This window comes from Saccharothrix texasensis, from assembly GCF_003752005.1.
In the GTDB taxonomy this organism is placed as follows: domain Bacteria; phylum Actinomycetota; class Actinomycetes; order Mycobacteriales; family Pseudonocardiaceae; genus Actinosynnema; species Actinosynnema texasense.
Genome location: NZ_RJKM01000001.1, coordinates 6496992 through 6518059 on the forward strand (window position 1 = coordinate 6496992; position 21068 = coordinate 6518059).

Sequence of the window (21068 nt, forward strand, 5' to 3'; positions counted from 1 at the left end):
TGAGGGCCGGTCAGCCAAGCACAAGCGGCTGTAACAGCCGGGGCAAGGCGACGTGGTGATCATCGCTTGCTGTGCTCCAGAGGGTTCCACCCCTGCGCTCGATCCCAGGGTTCACAGCAGCGGCCAGACCAATCTCTGCACATGGCCCTACGCGCAGCGCTGAGACGGCCGCAGAGCGGCGTGCGAGCCGCGGTTGATGGGCGAGTGTGTAGAGCCAAGAGGAACTTCAATGCACCCGGCTGTTACAAACCCGAGGTGGCCACGGAGCTGGTGAGTTGTGAATCATCCTGATGAGCCGCGAAGTCGCGCTATGTCAGCGCTCTGCCTGAATAGCCGCTCTGTGGCCGTCCTAGAGCCTCACGTACGGCTTTGTGTAGAGGTCGGCCGCTCTGTCGTCGTTCAGGCCGAGGTGCGGCTATCTCCAAGTCGGTGAGGTTCAGAGGGCGGCGCATCGCACCGATGCCGCATACATACACCCCCAACTGTTGCAGCGTCTTGAAACGGCTCCTGCTGGCAGGTATAGCCCAGCGAATTCTGGAAATAACTTTCCTTGTGTCGATCGCCGACGACCTCGACTCACTTTGAGCTGATTGGAAATCTTGGCGGAAGGTGGAAAGTCATAAACTGGGTGACTCTGTGTTTGGAGCTGTTATGGCGTATCTACAGCGAAATTATCTCAGTGCCGGACTTGCCGGGACGGGCCTTAGAAGCTGACTCAAGGATCTTATCCACAAGCTTCCATACGTCGGTACTAGGGTTGCTTCCTTGCTTGCTCATATTCCTCTCATGTTGTTTTTCTAATGCCATGGCTCGCTGCTTCGCTAATGTATAAGCTCCGACCATCGCATCACATCTAAGAGACTTCTCGTAACCTGGCATATGAGAGCGCAGGCGTCGCTGTATAGCTATCGAATTTATGTGTGCGTTCTGTTCCTGGAAGTGCAGCAATGCCCATAATTCGAAGCAAGGATTGCTTACGGCAAGGTTGATCCCCTCTTTCTTGGCCAGGTTTTTAGCTTCAGGCAAGCGTGCGTGGTCGTCTACATCGACAACGCACCAGATCTCATCGTAGGTGAGGTTTTCGTCCTTAGCCTGCCTGGCTCGTTTCGAAGCGTTTTTCCGCCGCATGATGGCTTCTTCTACAACACTAAGGGGGTCACCTAAATCGCCCAGTGCGACAATAGATATAAGATGTTCTTTAAGCTGATCTCGGACAAAAGCGAAGTATTCCGGTTCTGTTACCTCGCCTTCACACAAAATAAGAAAACGCGTCTTCGGTTGGTATTGTGGACCTCTCCTTCTCAGCGGGCGTTCACGCGATAGCGGCTTACGATTCGCCATCGCTTCCCCCTTGAGTCGGAGAAAGTAAATCCTTTAGTTGACTTTGATTAATGAAAGGGATTGCGCCATAGCGGCCCTGTAGGTAACCCCGTTCTAGATTTTCTAGACGCCTCGGGGTGAAGTCGGTGAGGGGATATACGTCACTCGCGCCCACTTTGTTCTTCTGCACTAGCCAGATTTGATCACGAGCTAGCGTGGGGTCGTCGGATAGCATGTTTCCTAGTAGGGACGTATCGTGACTAGTGAATATAAGTTGGGCATGGTGGGGATTATGTTCCTGTGACTTGAATAGGTTGACGATCTCGGCCACCAAATATGGGTGAAGACTGGTATCGATCTCGTCAACCAGTAGAGTGGCCCCTGTCCGAAGCGAGTGAAAGATAGGTCCACTCATAGCCAGAAGTGCCCGCGTTCCTACTGACTCTTGCTTAAGGGGTAGTCCTACCGGCTCGGCGTCTCCGTAGCTGTGCTTTAGTTCTACGGTTGCCGTCACCTCTTCAAAAATTTCCTCCCACTCTTCAACGGTAGGCTGTTTCTTGTCGGGATCGCGGATCGCGGCCAAGCTTTCCGCCACTTTAATAGTCAGTTCCCGTTGCTCGTTATCGATATGGTTTCGCAGTACTTTTAAGTCGCGTATGCCGAGGTCTGCGAATTTGAGTAGACGCGTGATGGCGTTTACGGACTCTTCTTGATTCTCAATTTCTGCAATAGTGAACCGGAAGCGATCGGAAAAGTTATCCTGATTGATAATGCGAAGCTGGAAAGAGAACCAATTGTATACTGGCATTAGGGCGTCATGATCTAACGCGGCGGCAGTGGAGAGAAACAGTGAGTTTTGTCGGGTGACGTCCGCGACTACTTTGTTTCTGCCCTTCAGATTTTTGCCGAAGTACCATGGGTCCTGTTCTGATGTGTCGCGTTCGAACCAGGTCTGTCGCCGACTCGCAGGAAAGGCGTAGAGCCACTCGGACCTGACTGTCTTGCCGTCGATCTCAAACCCATATTGGTAGCGAACGTCTTGAATCAGGAACTCAGCCTCGAAGCGTGAGGCTTTGCTTTTGCTTTCTTGGTCGAGGGCGAAGGGGTCGTAAGGCGTGCCTCCTTCTGGCTTCCATCGCGAATGTGAATCGTGAACCGCTTGAGACATAAAGTGCAGAGCGTTCAATAGGTTCGATTTGCCCGAAGCGTTTCCGCCGTAGATTCCCGCAACCCTTGAAACTGTATCCCTTGTTTTCGTGTCATTCGAGTGTGCCGCCATCCTGCGGTTGCGGATCATTGATACTTCTTGTTCATCTCGAATTGATCGAAAATTTGTCACTCGGAAAGCCAGCAACATGGTTTCAGTTCTCTCTGCTAGGAGACCAAAGCATAGCCGTTCAGATGCCTCTTCCGCTACAAAGTTGCGGAAGAGGCAGTCAGACGGGCGTCATCTTGCCGTGAGTGAGCAAGCTTGTGTCGAACTTGTGTTCGAATGGGCGGCGGGTGGCATGCGAGCTGTCCCTCCTCGGGGCCGCTGTTCGGCGCAACTTGATGGGACATCTGGGATAGCTGAGACAGCACCGCCTCGGGAGGGCGGGTGCCGCAGTGGAGTGGGATAGGTGGGACAGGTGTTCTGCGGACTGTCCCACCCTGGAACCGCTGGTCAGCGACTATGACGGGACAGGTGGGACAGGTGGGACGCCACTCCCCCCAGGGGGAGGACAGTTGTTCCAGTTAGTCAGAGCAGGGCCGCCATGCTGTCAATCACTGCGTCGGCTCCTGCTTGCGACAATCGCTCACGCTTCCCAGGCTTGTTCGCGTATCCGATAGACCTTGCTCCTGCCGCGTGACTTGCTTCAATGTCAGTGATGGTGTCACCGATAAGAACTGTGTCTGTGATGCTCACGTCCAGCTGATCGGCGGCTAGCTTCAGGGAGAAGGGAGCAGGTTTCATCAATGAGGGGTTGGCGTGGACGCGGCCGGACACGAACGAAACAATGCTGCTGATATCGTGTCTTGTCAGGTATTTCTGGACGGCCAGTGCCGAGTTGTTGCTGACCACTGCGACGGGTCGGCCACTATCAACGATGCTATGCATGACCTGGATAGCGAACGGGGTCGGCTCTGCCAATTCAACTGCTTGAACTTCGGCTTCTACCAGGTAGTTCTCTACATCGAGTACGCTGTCACGCTTGTGGACTCCTGTCCAGCGAAGCACGTCCATAGGGTCTGTTTCGTCGCCTATGGCAGGCTCGAAGATCGTACCGCGTTGTCGTAGAAGTACGATCAGATCAGACGCGATCCGGTCTGCTGGATAACCGGCGAAGACGCTGCATATAGGTCCGTCGAAGTCGAACAGAACAGCCTTCGCGTGATCGAGTACAGCACGGTGCGGCTCAGTCATGGGCGTACTCCCGGGCGATCGTGTTCCAGATCGAGTCGAACCATGCGCGTGCCTGGCGAACGTACTCGGCCGCAGTGGAGGTGTCGTCGCTCTCACTGACGGAGTACTGGAACAGAGTGGCATCCTTGCCCATCGGATCGTAGATGGGGATCGGCTCACCCTTAATCGTCACGTCGTGCTCTACGACAGGGTAGAAGCCGAAGAATGCATCCTCGTTGTTGAGGATATAAAGCTTGAGGACTGGCGGGATGCCGTGAACCCGAACCTGGACGCTGCCGGACTTGATCAGTCCCAGGTCGGTGAGTTCCTGCACGTCGTCAACGATCGCGTCGATTGACCGTTCGCTGATGCGCTTCTGCCGCATCCGCACTGCTGGGTCATCGGCTGCGGTATCCGCCCTACACGGGAGTGCCATCGGTACGGACATGTCGGACACCATGATGCGGATGACGACGCTTTCGGGCGTGAGTCGTCCGGCGCGTACCTTGTCGAGGACTTCCGACAGTGTGTTGCGAAGGGTCTCGCTTCCGAAGCCTGCAAAGTCGATCGAGACGTGCGTTCGCTCGAACGCTGCTTCGACGTGCGGACGAAGTCCTACGGGGCGCTCCGTCTGGGCCCGGACGAACGTGCCGCTGCCCTGACGGCTCACGATCAGGTGTTCGGCCGCCAGAAGCCGTAGCGCCGCCTTGACCGTCTCACGTGCGACGCCGAACCGGCTCGCCAGCGCGGGCTGTGAGGGCAGCTTGTCACCGGGCTGGAGCTTCTTCATCAGGATCGCGGCACGCAGCTTGTTCGCGATCTGCTGTGACTCGGTACGTGGGTCGTCCGGATCAAGGTCGTCCAAGTACTCCAGGCCCTCGCTCATGAGCTAAGCATACCGCCTGACTAGCCAAGACATACTTTCTGGGTACATCCACTTGACATGACTAGCCATGTCCGCCAAGCTTCGGTCATCGGCTCACCTGACTAGCCAGGGAAGCCAGGAGGAGGCTTAGAGATGGACAGCACGAGCTACTACCCGGACGGTCTGACCTCTGCCGCAGTGGAGCAGCTGCTGGACGCGCAGGTGTCAGTGGAGATCGCGGCTGCTGCTGCGCCTTCGTCGGCGCTGTTGGACGGGTCGGCGCGGGAGCGCCGTAACCGGCGCATCGTGGAGCGGGCGCTCAAGGGGATCACCTCGAAGTACGGCGTCACGCTGGAGCAGGCCGCAGCCGAGCTGGAGGAGCCGGCACGGCCGGTGGTCGTGTCGAACGTGTTGCCCGCGCCGGTGTTCGGCCGCTCGAAGGCCAAGGGGCGCAAGGCACGTCGCAACGCTGCCCGCCGGGCTGCCGTGGTCACGTCGGGTGCGGGGCGCGTGGCGTGATGTCGTTGACGCAGAACGACCTCGGCCACCAGGCGGGTCGGTTCCTGGTCGTCGGTGACGGGCGTCTGCGCGTGGACTTCGCCGCGCTGACCGCCGTGGTGCGGGAGTTGGTCGACCGTGAGGTTCGAGCAGCTTTCCCGTCGCCGGAGGACCTGACCGCTGCCCTGGCCGCGGCAGACCTGGCGTGGAGCCGGGAGACCGGCGACGAAACCGCCACCCCGGACTACCTGCGGCACCTGGCCGTCACCGCGTCCGGCCTGCTGCACCCGGACCGCCGCCACGCTGACCGCGCGGTGCGCGCCTCGTACTGACTTCGCCCGGACCGGCGGCCTACTCCCGCCAAGAAGCCGCCGCCGGTCCGGCCCCATCCACACCGCCCCCGCAAGGGCGGGCGAGGAGAACCAAGCATGTCGAACAAAACCCACCGGCGCGACCTCGTGGACGAACGCACCGGTGACACCTTCGACCAGCCCAACCCCTACGGCCTGGTGACGCCGGTGGCCACCGCCGACGGGTCGGCCCCGCCGTCCCAGCGTGGTCGCACCTGGGAAGACCTCACCGCGTCCGGCCGCGTGCTGCGCCCCATCGGGGGTGTGCGATGAGCACCCCGCCGATCCGGATCGTGTCGTTCGGCTACCTGCACGACGCCCCGCCGGAGGCCGAGCTGGTGGTCGACGTGCGGCAGCTGCTGCGCGACCCCGCCCGCATGAAGGGCGCCGGTCTGCTGGACCAGGACGGCCGTGACGCTGCGGTGCGCCAGGTGGTGCTGTCCACACCGGGCGCGGCGACGCTGCTGGACATCCTCTCGCAGGCCGTCGACGTCGCCCGCGTCACCCGCAAGCCCATGACCATCGCGTTCGGTTGCGCCGGCGGGCGGCACCGTTCGGTGGCCCTGGCCGAAGTGCTGGCCGGACTGCTGGACGCCGAGGGCGTGACGGTCGAGCTGGAACACCGGCACGTCCACCTGCCCCGCGTGGTGCGTGAGGGCGACGACCGGGAAGGACACCGCCGGTGAGCATTCCGCCGCCCTTACTGCTGCTCCTGGTCGCCTTGGCCCTGGTCGCCGTGATCGTGCTGTGGAAGCTGCTGGCCACCGCCGGGCTGATCGGCCTGACCCAGTGGCTGGTCATCACCCAGGCCGAGAACCCGACCGCCGTGGTTGTCGTGGTCGGAGTCCCGGCCCTGGCCCTGGCGGTCCTGCTGCGCCGTCTGCGCCGCACCGACCGCGGCACGTCCCGTTCCCCGCTGTACCTGCGCCGACAGGAGGTGTCCCGATGAGCACGTACGCCGAGAACCGCCGCGCCGACAAGACGGCTGCGGCCGAGCAGCGCCGGGCCGACCAGGCCATGCTGTTCGAGCAGCGCCGCGCCGACGCTCAAGCCCGTGCCGAGCGGGAACGCGCCGACCAGGCAGCCGCCGCCAAGCTGCGCCAGGAGCGCGCCGACGCCGCCCGCGCTCGCCGTGCCGCCGCCCGCGCCGCAGTGACCGCGTGGGTGTCCGCGCACACCATCGACCTGTTGTTCCTACCGGTGGTGCTGGTGCCGGCGGTGCTGGCCTGGTCTGCGATCGCCGGGTTCGGCCACGACCTGTACGGCGCACCGGGCTGGACGATGCCGCTGTTCTCCGAGGCCGCGATGTGGGCGTTCGCGTTCGCCCGCGCCGCCGCGCTGCGTGCCGGTCGCCCGACCGGACGGCTCACGCTCGGGGTGTGGGTGTTCGCCGGGGTGTCGGGGACGCTGGCGTTCCTGCACGGCCTGACCCACCCCGGCGGCGGGGTGGTGGACGGCATCGTCATGGCGCTGGTCGCGGTCGGTGGCGTGGTGGTGCACCAGATGGTCACCGCCGCTCCCGCCAAGCCGCGCCCGACCCGTGAGCAGCGTGCCGCCGCCCGGCTTCACCGCCTGGCCGCCCGCCGGGTGGAGAGGGTGCGCCGCACCGCCCTGCGCCACGCCATTGCCGAGTTGGCTGCGGACGGCACCGCCAAGTTGGTGCACCGGCCCGGCCTGGTGGAGCTGCGCCGCGGTCGGACCGGCCGTTTGCAGCTGGTGCCCACTACGGTCGCCGGGCTCCCGGTCACCGACGGATGGGACGACGCCGCCGCCGACCTGGTGGCCGAGATCGACGCCTACCGCGCCGCGCTGCCCGCGTCGATCACCGACACGACCACCACGCACCACGTGGACACCCCGGCTGCATCCTCCACTGCGCAGACCGCGCACAGCGCGGGAAATGCGGAAACCGTCCCCGCGCCCGACGCGGACAAGATCGCGCGCTACACCGCCCGCGTGCGTGCCGCGATCGACCGCCAGGCCCTTCCGGAGCACCTCTCGCAGACGCAGGTGCGCAAGTTTCTGCGCTGCCGCGCCGAGCACGCCGCCGCCGTGCACCGCGCCCTGTTCCCCACCCACGACGACGGCCCTGACGACGAGGGCGGCACCCGCCAGGAGGTGATGGCATGACCACCGCACACGAGCACGACAACGACGGCCAGGAGCACGCCAAGGTGCTGCCGCTGCCGGTACGCCGCGCCGACGCACCGACCGCGCCGGGGACCGAGCTGGAGCCGGACGCGACCGTGGTCGGCGAGGTGCTGACCGAGCAGGAGTCCGCCGAGCTGGACCGCCGCATGGCGGCCGAGCGGGCACGGGCGGCGGCCGGTGCGGTGGTGCGGGTCGTCAAGACCGGCGCCACCCACGAGGTCACCCGGCGGGCCGGTCGGGCGGTGGTGCGCAACGTCGGCTACGCCGTGGCCGGCTCCCGCGCCCTGCGTGCCGAGCGTCGCGCCCGCCGCCACCACACCGACCTTGAGCAGGCCATCACCACCCTGCGCCTGAACGCCAAGAACGCCGACGACTTCCGCGTGCTGCGGGAGCTGGAGCAGGCGTTGGAGCAGCGCCGCTCCGGGCAGGCACAGCGTGGCCGTGAGCGCCGGTTGGAGGTGCTGCGCTGGTCCGGTGGCGCGGTGGTGCTCCTGGCGTCGGGTCACGTGCTGCTGCTGGGCTACGCCGCCGCTCAGGCCGTCGTCGGTGCGGGTTCGCTGACCGACCGCTGGCACGAGATCACCGGCTTCTGGAGCACCGTGGTTGAGATGTCCCCGGTGGGGTCGTACTGGTGGGCGTGGGCCGCTTCCGGTGCGGCGGTATGGGTGGTACGCGCCATCCCGGTGGGCCGCTCGCGCGGCACGCTGCCGGTGTGGGCTGCGGCTGACGAGGCGCGACCGGCGGACGGGCGCGACATCATCCCCGACGAGTCCGCAGTGCTTTCCGCGCTGCGGCACCTGTCCGGCCTGCCCGCGCTCAAGCAGGCGTTCAAGGAGGGTTGGGGGCGAAACATCACCCCGACGTGGGTGCAGCCCCCTCACCGCGACGGCAAGGGCTGGCGGATGCAGCTGGTCATGCCCAAGGGCGTGCCAGTGGAGGAGATCGTCAAGCGCAAGACCGTCTTCGCCCACAACCTGGTGCGCCTGCCGGTGGAGGTGTGGCCGTCCGAACCGAAGGACCAACCGGGCGTGCTGGACCTGTGGGTTGCCGACCAGGGCGCGCTGTCCGGGCCGGTGGAACCGTGGCCACTGCTGGAGTCCGGCACCGTGGACTTCTTCGCCGGGGTGCCGCTCGGGGTGAACATCCGAGGGGAGCGCGTCACCGGGCAGCTCTCGGAGAAGAACTACGCCATCGCCGGGATGATGGGCAGCGGCAAGTCCACGCTGATCATCACCATGCTCACCGGGGCGCTGCTGGACCCGTTGGTGGACGCCGACGTGTTCGTGTTGGCCACCAACGCCGACTACGACCCCATGCGCAACCGTCTGCGGACCCTGCGGACCGGCGCGGACCGCGAGACCGTCACCGCGTGCATGGACACCCTGCGCGAGTTGTACCGCGACCTGGAGACCAGGGGCAAGGCGTTGCAGCAGCACGGGGCACGGGCGGTGACCCGCAAGCTCGCCGAGAAGGACGCCCGACTGCGCCCGCGCATCGTGGTGATCGACGAGTGCCAGGCGCTGTTCATGGACAACGAGTACGGGGAGGAGGCGGCCGACGTGACCGTGAAGCTGATCAGCGCCGCCCGCAAGTACGGCATCGTGCTCGTCTTCGCCACCCCGGAGCCGTCCACCGCGTCGCTGCCCCGCAAGGTCATGGCCGTGGTGTCCTGCAAGGCGTGCTTCGCCATCGGCGACCAGCAGTCCAACGACGCCGTACTCGGCACCGGCAGCTACAAGCAGGGCATCTCCGCCGTGTCGCTGGTGCCCAAGACCACCGAAGGCCCCGGCGACATCGGCACCGCGATGGTGCGCGGCATCATGGCCAAGCCCGGCCTGCTGCGCAGCCACTACCTGACCACCGACGAGGTCACCGCGGTCATGGAACGCGCCGTCGCCCTGCGCGCCGGTCACGTCTCCGCCCCGACCGAGGACGAGGTGACCACAGTGGACACGCTGGCCGACATCGCCCGCGTGCTGGGCAACGAACCGCGCCTTCGTTCAGCGGTGGTGCTGTCCCGACTCATCGAGCACGACCCCGACCACTACGGCGACTGGTCGTTCAAGGACCTGCGCGCCGTGCTGGACCACCACGACGTGCCGCCGCGCAAGTACCAGGGCGACAGCGTCATCCGTGCCGACGACATCACCGACGCCATCACTCGCCGTGACAACGGCGCGGCGGACGACGACACCGCCGAGTAGCGCGAAGCTCTCGGCGACGACCGCCGAACCCCCGTGGTGAGCCGGGGGAAGCAGCAGGGGAAGCACGCCGAGTCGGGGGAAGTATCCCCAACTCCGTCCCCTGACCGCTTCCCCTGGCCCCAACAGCCAGAACCCCGCGAGGGGAAGATCGTCTAAGCGGCGCGCGGACCAGCGTGGGCACCCCAGAACCGCACTCGTGGTTCCCCTGCGTGGTCCGTCCCCTCATCCCCTCGACACGACAGCGCGCGGCCCTGTCCGCCGGTCCGCGTGCCGATCCCGCACGCCCACATCTCGTCACTGAAAGTGACCGAAAGGTGTCGTCATGAGCACGGTCATGCACATCGTCGGCGACCTGCGCACCTTCGCCCACCAACTCGGACTCAGCGACAACCCCCGTGCCCTATGCGGCACACGCGTCGGCACTGGCGCACCCCGCAACGCGCCCATGTGCCCCACGTGCATGCGCCACGCCGGATGGACCCACGACAAGCGCCGCTGACCAAACGACCGTCCGAAGGAGACGAACGTGCCACCTCACAACCCGCTGTTGTCGGCCGCACTGGACACCGCCGCCCGTGGCTGGCCGGTCTTCCCCCTCGTGCCCGGTGGCAAGCGGCCCGCCGTGCGCGACTGGGAGCAGCGCGCCACCACCGACCCCGACCGCATCTGCCGCTGCTGGAACCACGGCCCCGCCTACAACATCGGGCTTGCCACCGGCCCGGCCGGACTGGTCGTGGTGGACCTCGACGTGGCCAAGCCCGACAAGCCCGACCCGGACGGCTTCCTGCACGGCCTGGAGGTGCTGGCGCTCCTGGCCGACGACGCCGACCAGGAGTTGCCCGACGACACCCGCACGGTGTCCACCGCTTCGGGTGGCCGGCACCTGTACTTCACCGCCCCCGCCGGTGCGGAGTACCGCAACACCGCCGGCAAAGCCGGACGACTCATCGACAGCCGAGCACACGGCGGCTACGTCGTCGCACCCGGCTCCACCGTGGACGGTCGCGGCTACCAGCTGGTGCACGACGTAGCACCGGCGCCCTTGCCGATGTGGCTCGGTGAGTTGCTGCGGCCCGCGCCGCTGCCTCCGCCACCGGCAGAGCCGATCCGGTTGCGAGTGCCGGCCACCGACCGGCGCGGCCGGTACCTGCGAGCCGCCATCGACGCCGAGGTGGCCCGTGTGGAGGGAGCGACGTCGGGGCAACGCAACTTCGCCCTCTACTGCGCCGCTCAAGCCCTTGGGCAACTCGTCGCCGGTGGAGCACTCACCGAGGACGAAGTCCGCGACGTGCTCATGCACGCCGCCGCCGGACACATCGCCGTCAACGCCTACACCCACCACACCGCCGAGCAGACCATCACCAGCGGTCTTCGCGACGGTGCCCGTCGACCACGCCGACTGGCCGCGTGAACCACATGCCCGAACACGAGGGAGCGACCACCGCCATGACCACTGCACCGCCGGTCGAACCCGACCCGTTCGCCGACGCCTGGACCGCCGACAAGCTCATGGCCGCCGACTTCCCCGATCCGAAGTGGGCCGTGCCCGGCGTCCTCTGCGAGGGAGTGACGTTGCTGGCTGGACCGCCCAAGGTCGGCAAGTCGTGGATGTCGCTGGGCTTGGGCCTGTCCATCGCGTCCGGTCAGCCCGCGTTCAGCAGCATCGACACCGGTCCGGCCGCACCGGTGCTGTACCTGGCGTTGGAGGACACCGCGCGGCGGCTCAAGACCCGCATGGGCAAGATGCTCGGTGACCAGCCCGCGCCGCACCTGCTCACCCTGGCCACCCAGTGCCCGCCGCTGCCGCAGGGCGGGGACAAGGCCATCGCCGGGTGGCTACGCGGTAACCCGGCCGCGCGCCTGGTGGTCATCGACGTGTTCGCCAAGGTGCGTGGCACCGAACCGGGCAACGTCCAGCAGTACGACGCGGACTACCTGGCTGTTGGCCGCGCCAAGCGGATTGCTGATCACTTCGGGGTGTCGGTGGTGCTCGTCCACCATGTCCGCAAGGCCACGCACGAGGACTTCTTGGCCACCGTATCGGGAACCAACGGCATCGCGGGCGCGGCAGACGCCGTGCTGGTGCTCGAACGCGGCCGCAACAACGCCGACGGCGTCCTGCACATCACCGGCCGCGACGTGGAGGAAGCCGACCACGCGCTGAGCTTCAACCCCGACAACGGTTCGTGGACCATGCTCGACGGCCCTGCCATCGACCACACCATCGGCGACACCCGCGCCGTCATCCTGCGCTACCTGCGCGAGAACAGCGGCAGTACACCCGCGCAGATCGCCGCCGGAACCGGCCTGGACGCCGGGAACGTGCGGAAGACGTGCGCCCGGATGCACGACGCCGGGCAGCTCACCAAGGACGCCACGAGCCGCTACTTCGCGCCTCTCCTGTGACCGGATGGGACGGCTTCCCGACCAAGACCTGTCCCACCTGTCCCAGTTGTCTCGCCATCCCGCCTGACCAGCACAAAGCAGGCGGGACAGGTGCTGTACGCCCTGTCCCGCCTGTCCGCACCACGCACGAAAGGGCCACCGCCGATGCGGGCACCACGTGAACGGCTCACCGTCGCCCAGTTCTGCGAGGAGATGGGCATCTCCCGATCCACCTTCTACGACTGGAAGGCCAAGGGCCGCGCTCCGCGCTGCCGCAAGCTGCCGAACGGCGAACTGCGCATCGACCGCGCCGACATCGAGACCTGGTACGACGCCTTGGAGGTCGCGGCCTGATGAGTACCACCTATGACGTGCGGATTCACCAGATCGGTGTCTACAAGGGCAAGCGCACGACCACCTACAACGTCCGGTGGACGGTGGCGCAGAAGCGTCTGCGCGAGGGGTTCCGGGTGAAGGCGCTCGCCGATAGCTTCCGGGCCGAGTTGGTCACCGCGGCTCGACGTGGTGAGGCGTTCGACGTGGACAGCGGCTTGCCGGTCTCGATGCGGCGGGAACAGCGAGTCATGTCCTGGTACGAGTTCGCCTGTGCGTTCGTGGACATGAAGTGGCCCCGTGCGGCAGCCACCACCCGCCGCACGAACGCCGAGGCGTTGACGGCTGCTTCAGCCGCCCTTTTCACCACCGACCGGGGTAAGCCGGACGACAAGCTGATTCGGGCCGCGTTGTGCCGCTGGGGGTTCAACACCAACCGCCGCAACGACCCGAACCAACCGCCGGAGATCGCAGCAACGCTGCGGTGGATCGAGCGGCACACACAGCCGATATCAGCACTGGCCAAGCCCGAAGTCCTACGGCCGGTGCTCGACGGGCTTACGGTCCGCTTGGACGGTCAGCCCTACGCGCCCAGCGTGGTCAACCGCCGCCGCAAGATCCTGTCCACCGCGATGGAGTACGCCGTGGAGCGGAAGCTCCTGCCCAAGAACCCAGTGCCCGCGTTGAAGTGGACGGCACCCAAGAGCGTGCATGCGGTGGACCGGCGCTCGGTGGCCAACCCGGTGCAGGCTCGAACGCTGCTGGCGGCTGTGGGCACTCAGCAGCGCAGCGGGCCGCGCCTGGTGGCGTTCTTCGGGTGCCTCTACTTCGCCGCCATGAGGCCCGAGGAAGCCGTAGCGCTGGCCAAGCACAACCTGTCCCTACCGGCCGAAGGATGGGGGGAACTGACCATCGACACGGCCGAGCCTCACGCGGGGAAGGAGTGGACCGACAGCGGCGCGAACCGCGACCGGCGCCAGCTCAAGCAGCGGGCGCGCGGCGAGACGCGCACGGTGCCATGCCCGCCGGAGTTGACTGCCCTGCTGCACTCGCACATCCGCCAGTTCGGCACGGCGGCGGACGGTCGGCTGTTCACCGGGGAGCGCAACGGTCAGGAGCTACCGAAGCTCACCATCGTCCGGGCCTGGCAGCGCGCACGGGCCGAGGTGTTCACCCCGGAGGTGGCCGCGACCCCGCTAGCGGGCACGCCCTACGACCTGCGGCACGCGGCGGTGTCTACGTGGCTCAACGGGGGAGTGCCCGCGGTGACCGTCGCTGAGTGGGCGGGGCACTCGGTGGAGGTGCTGCTCAAGATCTACGCCAAGTGCCTGGACGGGGAGGCGGTGACGGTTCGGCAGCGCGTAGAGGCTGCTCTGGGACACCGACAGGGGTAGCCCGAACTTTGACCCGTATTTGACCGAGACACCCGTAGATGGCCGATTCCAGCCGGACACGGTCGGACAGACGACGAAGACCCTTGACCGGCGTACACGCTGGTCAAGGGTCTTTTTCTGGTGGTGCCCCCGGCAGGATTCGAACCTGCGCTCCCGCCTCCGGAGGGCGGTGCTCTATCCCCTGAGCTACGGGGGCCGCAGCTACGGGTGGAAGCTTAGCGCACTCGGGACAGCGGGTTTCACCCCCTACCCTCTTGGGTTGTGCAGCCAGGACGCGAGTGGGTGGTTCGGGTCGATGACCTGCGGATTCGGGTGGTCGAGAGCGGGGTGGCCGGGGCGGTTCCGGTGGTGTTGCTGCACGGGTTCCCGGACACGTCCGACGTCTGGGAGGGGGTGGCGGCGAGGTTGGGGGAGCGGTTCCGGGTGGTGCGGTTCGACGTGCGGGGAGCTGGTGGGTCGGACGCGCCTCGGGGGAGCCAGGGGTATCGGCTTGAGCGGTTGGTCGAGGACCTCGTGGCGGTGGTGGAGGCGGTCGGTGGGCCGGTGCACCTCGCCGGGCACGACTGGGGGTCGTTGCAGGGGTGGGCGGCGGTGGTGGCACGACCCGAGTTGTTCCTGTCGTTCACCAGCATCTCCGGACCGGACCTGGGGCAGGTGGCGGACTGGGTCAGGCGCAACCGTTTGCGGCCGGTGAAGGTGCTCAAGGTCCTGGCTCGGTCGTGGTACATCGCGGGGTTCAAGGTGCCGGTGGCGCCGGAGTTGGTGTGGGCGCTGCGTCCGGTGCGGAAGTGGTTGCGGGCGGGGCGGCGGGAGTTGGTCAACGGGTTGGGGTTGTACCGGGCGAACGTCGGGCGCGGGTTGCCCGCGGCACGGGTGTCCGTGCCGGTTCACCAGATCGAGTTGGCGGAGGACCCGTACGTGGTGCGGGAGCACTTGGAGGCGGCGGAGCCCTGGGTCGACGAGTTGACGCGGAGCACGATCCAGGCCGGGCACTGGGCGCCGCGGACGCACCCGGAGCACGTGGCCCGGCACATCGCGGACGCGGTCGACGGCAAGCGGCGGAAGCGGTTGGTGGTCGTCACGGGGGCGGGCAGCGGGATCGGCCGGGCGACGGCGCTGGCCTTCGGGCGACAGGGCGCCGAGGTGGTCGCGCTGGACGTGGACGAGGTGAAGGCGCAAGAGACGGCCGAACGGGTCGGTGGGCACGCGTACCGGGTCGACGTGGCGGACTCGGCGGCGGTGCGAACGGTGGCGGACGAGGTCGTGGCGCGGCACGGGGTGCCGGACGTGGTGATGGCGAACGCGGGCATCAGCGTGGTCGGCTCCTTCCTCCGCACGTCGGAGGAGGACTGGCGGCGGGTCGTGGACGTCAACCTCTGGGGTGTGGTGCACACGCTGAGGGCTTTCGCGCCGCGCATGGTGGACCGGGGTGAAGGCGGGCACCTGGTCGTCACGTCGTCGGTGGTCGGCTACCTGCCGAACGCCGCGCTGCCCGCCTACTCGACCACGAAGGCCGCGGTGCTCATGCTGGCCCAGTGCCTGGACGCCGAACTGCGGCGGCACGGGATCAGGGTGACCGCGCTGTGCCCCGGGGCCGTGCGCACCAACCTCACCAAGACCTTCACGTTCGCCGGCGCCTCACCGGCCGAGCAGGAGGAACGACGCCGCCGGGCGGACGACGCGGCACGCCGGCGCGGCTTCGGACCGGAGAAGGTCGCGGCCGAAGTCCTGAAGGTGGTGGACGGGCACCGAGCGGTGGTACCCGTCACGATGGAGGCGAAGGCGGCGTACCTGGGTCACCGGATCGCGCCGGGCCTGGTCCGCGCCTTGGGACGGTTGTGGCGCCCCTGACAGTCGAGTTGCACTCATGCGCATGTGACTATATGTTCCGCTCATGGGTCACGGACACGGCCACGGTGTGTCGTCGGGGAGCGCCAAGCACCTCGGTCGCCTGTGGGTCGCCTTCGGCATCGGCGTGGCGTTCATGGCGTTGGAGTTCGTCGTCGGCCTGGCCACCGGCTCGCTGGCCCTGATCTCCGACGCCGCCCACATGCTCACCGACGTCCTGGGCGTCGGAATGGCGCTGGCGGCCATCATGCTGGCCCGCCGCGCGCGAACGGGCGGTGGCCGCACGTTCGGCCTCTACCGGGCCGAGGTGCTGGCGGCGCTGGCGAACGCCGTGCTGCTGTTCGGCGTGGCCGGCTACGTCGTCCACGAAGCCGTCGGCCGGTTCGGCAACCCGCCCGAGGTGCCCGGCCTGCCCGTCGTGCTGGCCGCGACCGCCGGCCTCGTGGCCAACGTCGTCTCGTTCTTCATGCTCAGGGAAGGCGCGAAGGACAGCATCAACGTCCGCGGCGCGTACCTGGAGGTGCTGGCCGACCTCGTGGGGTCGGTCGGCGTGCTCGTCAGCGGTGTCGTCACGCTGGTCTTCGGGTGGCGCTACGCCGACCCGGTCATGGGTGTCGCGATCGGCCTGTTCGTCCTCCCGCGCACGTACAAGCTGGCCGCGAGCGCGCTGCGCATCCTCTTCCAGCACGCCCCGGAACGGCTGGACGTCGCCGAGATGAAAGCCGACCTGAGCCGCCTGCCCGGCGTGGCCGAGGCGCACGACCTGCACGTCTGGACGCTCACCTCGGGCATGGAGGTCGCCTCCGCGCACCTCACCACCCGCGACCTGGTGGACCCGGCCGACGTGCTGCGCGCGGCGCAGGCGCTGCTGGCCGAGCGCTACCACATCGAGCACGCCACGCTCCAGGTCGAACCAGGAGACTCCGCGCAGAGGTGCCGCGAAATCTCCTGGTGACCCGGTCGACGACCTACAGCTTGGCGCACTGACCCGTCTTGGGTCCGCTCGCCGCGTTCACCCACCCGTTGTTCACCGGTTCGGGGCTGCTCCCGGTGCACGACAGCGGCCCGCCCACGGTGTTGCCCGCGACGACCGTGCCGCCCTTGTTGTCCACCAGCCGCACCGGCCCGCCGACGGTGACCCGCTCCAGCGACACCTGCCCGGACGTCCCGGTCACGTTCACCGGCCCGCCGACCGACGTCTCCACCAGCACGACCGCCGCCGCGCCGGTGGCGTTCACCGGACCCTTGACCTCGCCGCCGAACACGTACAGCGACGCGCCGGCCGCCACGGTCACGGGACCGGTCACCGAGGCGCCGTCCACGCAGGTCACGCCCGACTGCACGCGCAACGGCCCGGCGTGCTCACCGGTCACCGTGGCCGTGCACGCCACGAACGGCTTGGCCAGCAGCTCGAACTCCGCCACCGTCACCGAGCCCGGGAACTCCAGCCGGTAGTGCCGGTAGTGCCCCGGTCGGGCGATCTTGAACGCCCGCGTCTGCTGCCGCCACGCGAACGCCTCACCGGACCGCTCGTCCACCGTCGACCAGGTCGTCCCGTCGTAGGAGCCCTTCAGCACCCAGGACGTCGGGTCGCCGCCGCCCTTGCCCGACGTCAGCGTGTAGAACGACGAGCTCTCCTTGTTCGACGGCAGGTCCACCTGCAACCACGACAGCGCGCCCGAGGTCTGCGAGGTGTTGTCCACCAACGACGCCGGCGCGCCGGTCACCGTGCCGGACAGCGTCACGTCCCGCAGGGGCGCGGGGACGGAGGAACCCGTGGTCAACGACGGCGGCGCGGCGTCCGGACCGGTGGCCCACCGCGACGGCGACGACCCCATCCGGAAGTCCAGCACCCCGCCGTCGGCGATCTCCGCGTGCGGCAGGTAGGACTTGTCCCACCTCTTCCCGTTGACCTCCAACGACTGCACGTAGATGTTCTCGGCGGAGTTGGCCGGGGCGTTGACCACGAGCGAGCGCCCGTTCTCCAGGTGCACGGTCAGCTTCTTGAACAGCGGCGACCCGATCGCGTACGTCGAGTTGCCCATCTGGAGCGGGTAGAAGCCCATGGCGCTGAACAGCCACCACGCCGACTGCTCGCCGTTGTCCTCGTCGCCGGGGTAGCCCTGGCCGATCTCGCTGCCCAGGTAGAGCCGGGACAAGATCTCGCGCACCTTCTCCTGCGTCTTCCACGGCTGACCGGCGTAGTCGTACATGTAGGTGATGTGGTGCGACACCTGGTTGGAGTGGCCCAGCTGCCCCATCCGCACGTCACGCGCCTCGGTCATCTCGTGGATCACGCCGCCGTACGAGCCGGGGAACTTCGCCGTCTCCGGCGTGGCGAAGAAGTCGTCCAGCTTCTTGGCCAGCCCGTCGCGACCGCCGTAGAGGTTGGCCAGGCCCTGCCCGTCGTGCGGCACCGAGAACGCCATGTTCCAGCCGTCGGTCTCGGTGTAGTCGTGGCCCCACTCGCGCGGGTCGTACTCGTCGGTGGGCACGCGCCACGTGCCGTCGGGGTTGCGGCCCTGGAAGAAGCCCGTCGACGGGTCGAACATGTGGATGTAGTTCTGCGCGCGGTTCGAGAAGTACTCGTGGGCCGCCTGGTACTGCGCCTCGCCGGTCTTCTCGTGCAGCGCGCGGGCCATGTTCGCGATGCCGTAGTCGTTGACGTAGCCCTCGATCGCCCACGACATGCCCTCGCCGGTGGCGGTGGACGTGTAGCCGGTGAAGATCGAGGTGTCCAGGCCCTTGCGGCCGACGCCCGCGTTCGGCGGCGCGACCGTCGCGTTCTTCACCGCCGCCTCGTAGGCCGCCTTGGCGTCGGGCAGGTCGACGCCCTTCACGAACGCGTCCGCGAACGCCACGTCGGAGCTCGTGCCGGTCATCAGGTTCGCGTAGCCGGGGGAGGACCAGCGCGAGATCCACCCGCCGTCGCGGTACTGCTGCACGAACCCGTCCGCCAGCTCGGCGGCCTTGCCGGGCGTCAGCAGGCTGTACGCGGGCCACGTGGTCCGGTAGGTGTCCCAGAACCCGTTGTTGACGTAGACCTTGCCGTCCACGACCTTCGCGCCGGTCTGCGTCGGCGTGGACGGCCCGGCGGGCTGCACGGGCGACGCGTACCGGTACCGGGGCGCCTCCGCGGTGCCGGTGTTCTCGAAGCCCGAGTTCGGGTAGAGGTAGAGGCGGTAGAGGTTGGAGTACAGCGTGGTCAGCTGGTCCTCCGACGCGCCTTCCACCTCGACCGTGCCCAGCACCCGGTCCCACGCCTGCTGCGCCCGGTCGCGCACCGAGTCGAACGTGTCCGAAGAGGACACCTCCAGCTCCAGGTTGCGCTTGGCCTGGTCGACGCCCAGCAGCGAGGTGGCGATCTTCATGGTGACGGTCTTGTCGCCGGACGTGTCGAACTGGAAGAAACCGGCCACGTCGTCGCGGCCCGCGCCGGTCAGCCGACCGCTGGAGACGACGGGCTTGTCCACCACGCCGTACACGAACAGCCGGGTCGCGCCGGTGGACAGGCCGCTCTTGACGTCGGAGAAGCCGGTCACCACGCCGGTCGCCGGGTCGAGCGTGAGCCCGCCGCTGTTGCTGACGTTGTCGAAGACCAGGTTCGAGGTGTCGTCGACGAACGTGAAGCGGAACAGCGCGGCGTGGTCGGTCGGCGCGATCTCGGTGCGCATCCCGTTCTCGAACCGCACCCCGTAGTAGTGCGCCTTGGCGGTCTCGTTCTCGTGCTTGAACGGCAGCGCGCGCACGGCCCGGTCGGCGGTCGGCGTGCCGGCGGTCGGCATCACCTGGAACGTCTGCCGGTCACCCATCCACGGGCTCGGCTCGTGGCTCGCGGTGAACGCCTGCAACGTCGGCAGGTTGTCCCGGTTGTTGTTCTTCGCGTACTCGTACAGCCAGCTGATCGAGCCCGCGTTGGTCATGGGCGACCAGAAGTTGAAGCCGTGCGGCACCGCGGTGGCCGGGAAGTTGTTGCCCCGCGAGAACGAGCCGCTGGAGTTGGTGCCGCGGGTGGTCAGCACCCAGTCCGACGGGCGCGGCCGGTCGACCGCGGCCGGCGCGGACTTCACCGCGATGTCGTCGACCCAGCCGTTGAACCCGGCGGGTCCCTTCGGGTTGTCGTAGGCCACCAGGACGCGCTTGATCGTCTTGCCCGCGGCGACCTGACCGACGACGGACGCGACCCGGTTCCACTGGTTGGTGTAGAGCGACTTCGCCGCGCCCTGGCCGCGCGGTGACAGCTCGAACCCGTGCTGGTCGCGCGCGCCGAGGTCGCTGAGGTAGGTGCCGTCGGCGAACGCGAGGTCGACCGAGACGAAGGTGGCCGGGTAGTTCAGGTCGTCCGTGGTGAACGACGGGAAGATCAGGTAGGACAGCTCGGTGCTCGACGTGACCGGGATGTCGACGTCGAAGACCTTGTTGTAGGAGTAGCCGCGCCCCTCGGCGACGTGCGTCCCCTGGTACCGCAGGGCCTTCACGCCGGTGAACCCGGCGCCCGCCTTCGCGTTGTACCCGCCGTTGGCGCCCTTGCCCACGGTGGTGCGCATGTTCTTCGCCGGCGGGGTGGTGGAGCCGTCGGAGAACTGGACCTCGGCCAGTTGGATGAGGTCCACGCCGCCCGCGGTCGCGGAGATGTCGAGCCGGTAGTGCTTGAACGCCGTGGTGTTCGCCAGGTCGTAGACCTTGGTCTGGAACCGCTCGGCGAACGCCTCGCCGGCGCGGGTGTCGACCGGGGTCCACGTCGTGCCGTCGTCGGAGCCGCGCAGCGTCCAGTCCTTCGGGTCGCGCTCGGGCGCGTCGTTGGCCGACGACAGGGCGTAGCGCTTGACCGCGACGGGCTCGTTGAAGGTGAACCGCGCCCAGCCGGTCGGCGTGAAGGTGAGCCACTTCGACGACACGTTGGCGTCGACCAGGTTGGCCGCGACCTCGCCGGAGCCGGAGTTCTCGGAGTTGGCCACCACGTCGACGACGCGGTCGGTGACGTTGCCGGGGATGCCGGTGGAGTCCGAGCCGTCGACGCCCGAGGTCTTCGGCGTGCCGTCCGGGCCGGTCTCCACGGTGCTCGTCCAGGTCGGCTGCGGTTGCCCGTCCTCGAACGACGTGGCGAAGAGCGTCTCGCTCACGGTTGGCTCCCCCGGTGCGGCGGTCGCGGAGGGCCAGCCTCCCACGGTCCCCAGCGCCAGCGCGATGGTCGAGACGACCACCAGCGATCTCCTGCCCCGCATGTGCCCCATCGCGCACGCCTTTCGCCCATAACGACCCGATCTTTAGCGAAGCAAATGGGTTGCTGACATCGATGTCAAGGGTGCCCGCGCATCTTGTCCGCAAGCCTGTCCG

Annotated in this window: 18 protein-coding genes and 1 tRNA gene; 13 read left to right on the plus strand and 6 right to left on the minus strand. The window is 67.3% G+C overall.

The genetic code is table 11. The annotated features are described in order from the left end of the window. Positions 1-660 precede the first annotated feature (660 nt). The 4 genes from EDD40_RS28870 to EDD40_RS28885 form a co-directional block, all read right to left on the minus strand. Positions 661-1341, minus strand: a complete 681-nt coding sequence (locus EDD40_RS28870) for an RloB family protein (protein ID WP_123745716.1) — start codon at positions 1339-1341, stop codon at positions 661-663. Then, positions 1328-2617, minus strand: a complete 1290-nt coding sequence (locus EDD40_RS28875) for an AAA family ATPase (protein WP_170185228.1) — start codon at positions 2615-2617, stop codon at positions 1328-1330. Before EDD40_RS28875 ends, EDD40_RS28870 begins: the two co-directional genes overlap by 14 nt. Before the next feature lie 441 nt (positions 2618-3058). Continuing rightward, positions 3059-3724: an HAD family hydrolase gene (locus EDD40_RS28880; RefSeq protein ID WP_123745718.1), complete on the minus strand. Its 666-nt coding sequence runs from the start codon at positions 3722-3724 to the stop codon at positions 3059-3061. Further along, the gene (locus tag EDD40_RS28885) at positions 3717-4589 is read right to left on the minus strand and encodes a GntR family transcriptional regulator (RefSeq protein ID WP_123745719.1); all 873 of its coding nucleotides are present in this window, start codon (positions 4587-4589) and stop codon (positions 3717-3719) included. The genes EDD40_RS28880 and EDD40_RS28885 overlap by 8 nt, the downstream gene beginning before the upstream one ends. Positions 4590-4721: 132 nt before the next feature. Between EDD40_RS28885 and EDD40_RS28890 the strand changes: the two genes are divergently transcribed. The 11 genes from EDD40_RS28890 to EDD40_RS28940 all read left to right on the plus strand — a co-directional run bounded on the left by EDD40_RS28890 (position 4722) and on the right by EDD40_RS28940 (position 13883). Beyond that, on the plus strand, positions 4722-5087 hold the full coding sequence (locus EDD40_RS28890; RefSeq protein ID WP_123745720.1) for a hypothetical protein: 366 nt from the start codon (positions 4722-4724) through the stop codon (positions 5085-5087). A gap of 5 nt (positions 5088-5092) precedes the next feature. Beyond that, positions 5093-5398 (plus strand): hypothetical protein, encoded by a 306-nt coding sequence (locus EDD40_RS28895; protein WP_148088943.1) that lies wholly within the window; start codon positions 5093-5095, stop codon positions 5396-5398. A gap of 96 nt (positions 5399-5494) precedes the next feature. Beyond that, positions 5495-5689: a hypothetical protein gene (locus EDD40_RS28900; RefSeq protein WP_123745722.1), complete on the plus strand. Its 195-nt coding sequence runs from the start codon at positions 5495-5497 to the stop codon at positions 5687-5689. Then, positions 5686-6102, plus strand: a complete 417-nt coding sequence (locus EDD40_RS28905) for a RapZ C-terminal domain-containing protein (protein WP_123745723.1) — start codon at positions 5686-5688, stop codon at positions 6100-6102. Before EDD40_RS28900 ends, EDD40_RS28905 begins: the two co-directional genes overlap by 4 nt. Then, positions 6099-6365 (plus strand): hypothetical protein, encoded by a 267-nt coding sequence (locus EDD40_RS28910; RefSeq protein WP_123745724.1) that lies wholly within the window; start codon positions 6099-6101, stop codon positions 6363-6365. The genes EDD40_RS28905 and EDD40_RS28910 overlap by 4 nt, the downstream gene beginning before the upstream one ends. Beyond that, positions 6362-7546: a hypothetical protein gene (locus tag EDD40_RS28915; RefSeq protein WP_123745725.1), complete on the plus strand. Its 1185-nt coding sequence runs from the start codon at positions 6362-6364 to the stop codon at positions 7544-7546. The genes EDD40_RS28910 and EDD40_RS28915 overlap by 4 nt, the downstream gene beginning before the upstream one ends. Then, positions 7543-9771, plus strand: a complete 2229-nt coding sequence (locus EDD40_RS28920) for an FtsK/SpoIIIE domain-containing protein (protein ID WP_211348250.1) — start codon at positions 7543-7545, stop codon at positions 9769-9771. Before EDD40_RS28915 ends, EDD40_RS28920 begins: the two co-directional genes overlap by 4 nt. Before the next feature lie 526 nt (positions 9772-10297). Then, on the plus strand, positions 10298-11182 hold the full coding sequence (locus EDD40_RS28925; RefSeq protein WP_123745726.1) for a bifunctional DNA primase/polymerase: 885 nt from the start codon (positions 10298-10300) through the stop codon (positions 11180-11182). Positions 11183-11217: 35 nt separating this feature from the next. Further along, a complete protein-coding gene (locus EDD40_RS28930; RefSeq protein WP_123748353.1) occupies positions 11218-12177 on the plus strand; it encodes an AAA family ATPase in 960 nt (319 codons plus the stop codon). Positions 12178-12321: 144 nt separating this feature from the next. After that, a complete protein-coding gene (locus tag EDD40_RS28935) occupies positions 12322-12510 on the plus strand; it encodes a helix-turn-helix transcriptional regulator (protein ID WP_123745727.1) in 189 nt (62 codons plus the stop codon). After that, positions 12510-13883, plus strand: a complete 1374-nt coding sequence (locus EDD40_RS28940; protein ID WP_123745728.1) for a tyrosine-type recombinase/integrase — start codon at positions 12510-12512, stop codon at positions 13881-13883. The genes EDD40_RS28935 and EDD40_RS28940 overlap by 1 nt, the downstream gene beginning before the upstream one ends. A gap of 121 nt (positions 13884-14004) precedes the next feature. On the opposite strand, the gene EDD40_RS28945 is transcribed toward EDD40_RS28940, so the two are convergent. Beyond that, positions 14005-14079 (minus strand) — tRNA-Arg (locus EDD40_RS28945). An 86-nt stretch (positions 14080-14165) separates the two neighbouring features. Here EDD40_RS28945 and EDD40_RS28950 point away from each other — a divergent pair. Both EDD40_RS28950 and EDD40_RS28955 read left to right on the plus strand, forming a co-directional pair. Continuing rightward, on the plus strand, positions 14166-15734 hold the full coding sequence (locus EDD40_RS28950) for an SDR family oxidoreductase (protein WP_211348251.1): 1569 nt from the start codon (positions 14166-14168) through the stop codon (positions 15732-15734). Positions 15735-15777: 43 nt separating this feature from the next. Then, the gene (locus tag EDD40_RS28955) at positions 15778-16686 is read left to right on the plus strand and encodes a cation diffusion facilitator family transporter (RefSeq protein ID WP_123745730.1); all 909 of its coding nucleotides are present in this window, start codon (positions 15778-15780) and stop codon (positions 16684-16686) included. Between the two features lie 13 nt (positions 16687-16699). Here the strand turns inward: EDD40_RS28955 and EDD40_RS28960 are convergent, their stop codons facing one another. After that, a complete protein-coding gene (locus EDD40_RS28960; protein WP_123745731.1) occupies positions 16700-20965 on the minus strand; it encodes a GH92 family glycosyl hydrolase in 4266 nt (1421 codons plus the stop codon). Positions 20966-21068: the final 103 nt, after the last annotated feature.

Excerpts from the sequence above, each read along its gene's own strand:
- EDD40_RS28870 (WP_123745716.1), bottom strand. The coding sequence starts at position 1,341 with ATGGCGAATCGTAAGCCGCTATCGCGTGAACGCCCGCTGAGAAGGAGA.
- EDD40_RS28875 (WP_170185228.1), bottom strand. The coding sequence starts at position 2,617 with ATGATCCGCAACCGCAGGATGGCGGCACACTCGAATGACACGAAAACA.
- EDD40_RS28880 (WP_123745718.1), bottom strand. The coding sequence starts at position 3,724 with ATGACTGAGCCGCACCGTGCTGTACTCGATCACGCGAAGGCTGTTCTG.
- EDD40_RS28885 (WP_123745719.1), bottom strand. The coding sequence starts at position 4,589 with ATGAGCGAGGGCCTGGAGTACTTGGACGACCTTGATCCGGACGACCCA.
- EDD40_RS28890 (WP_123745720.1), top strand. The coding sequence starts at position 4,722 with ATGGACAGCACGAGCTACTACCCGGACGGTCTGACCTCTGCCGCAGTG.
- EDD40_RS28900 (WP_123745722.1), top strand. The coding sequence starts at position 5,495 with ATGTCGAACAAAACCCACCGGCGCGACCTCGTGGACGAACGCACCGGT.
- EDD40_RS28905 (WP_123745723.1), top strand. The coding sequence starts at position 5,686 with ATGAGCACCCCGCCGATCCGGATCGTGTCGTTCGGCTACCTGCACGAC.
- EDD40_RS28915 (WP_123745725.1), top strand. The coding sequence starts at position 6,362 with ATGAGCACGTACGCCGAGAACCGCCGCGCCGACAAGACGGCTGCGGCC.
- EDD40_RS28920 (WP_211348250.1), top strand. The coding sequence starts at position 7,543 with ATGACCACCGCACACGAGCACGACAACGACGGCCAGGAGCACGCCAAG.
- EDD40_RS28930 (WP_123748353.1), top strand. The coding sequence starts at position 11,218 with ATGACCACTGCACCGCCGGTCGAACCCGACCCGTTCGCCGACGCCTGG.
- EDD40_RS28935 (WP_123745727.1), top strand. The coding sequence starts at position 12,322 with ATGCGGGCACCACGTGAACGGCTCACCGTCGCCCAGTTCTGCGAGGAG.
- EDD40_RS28940 (WP_123745728.1), top strand. The coding sequence starts at position 12,510 with ATGAGTACCACCTATGACGTGCGGATTCACCAGATCGGTGTCTACAAG.
- EDD40_RS28955 (WP_123745730.1), top strand. The coding sequence starts at position 15,778 with ATGGGTCACGGACACGGCCACGGTGTGTCGTCGGGGAGCGCCAAGCAC.
- EDD40_RS28960 (WP_123745731.1), bottom strand. The coding sequence starts at position 20,965 with ATGGGGCACATGCGGGGCAGGAGATCGCTGGTGGTCGTCTCGACCATC.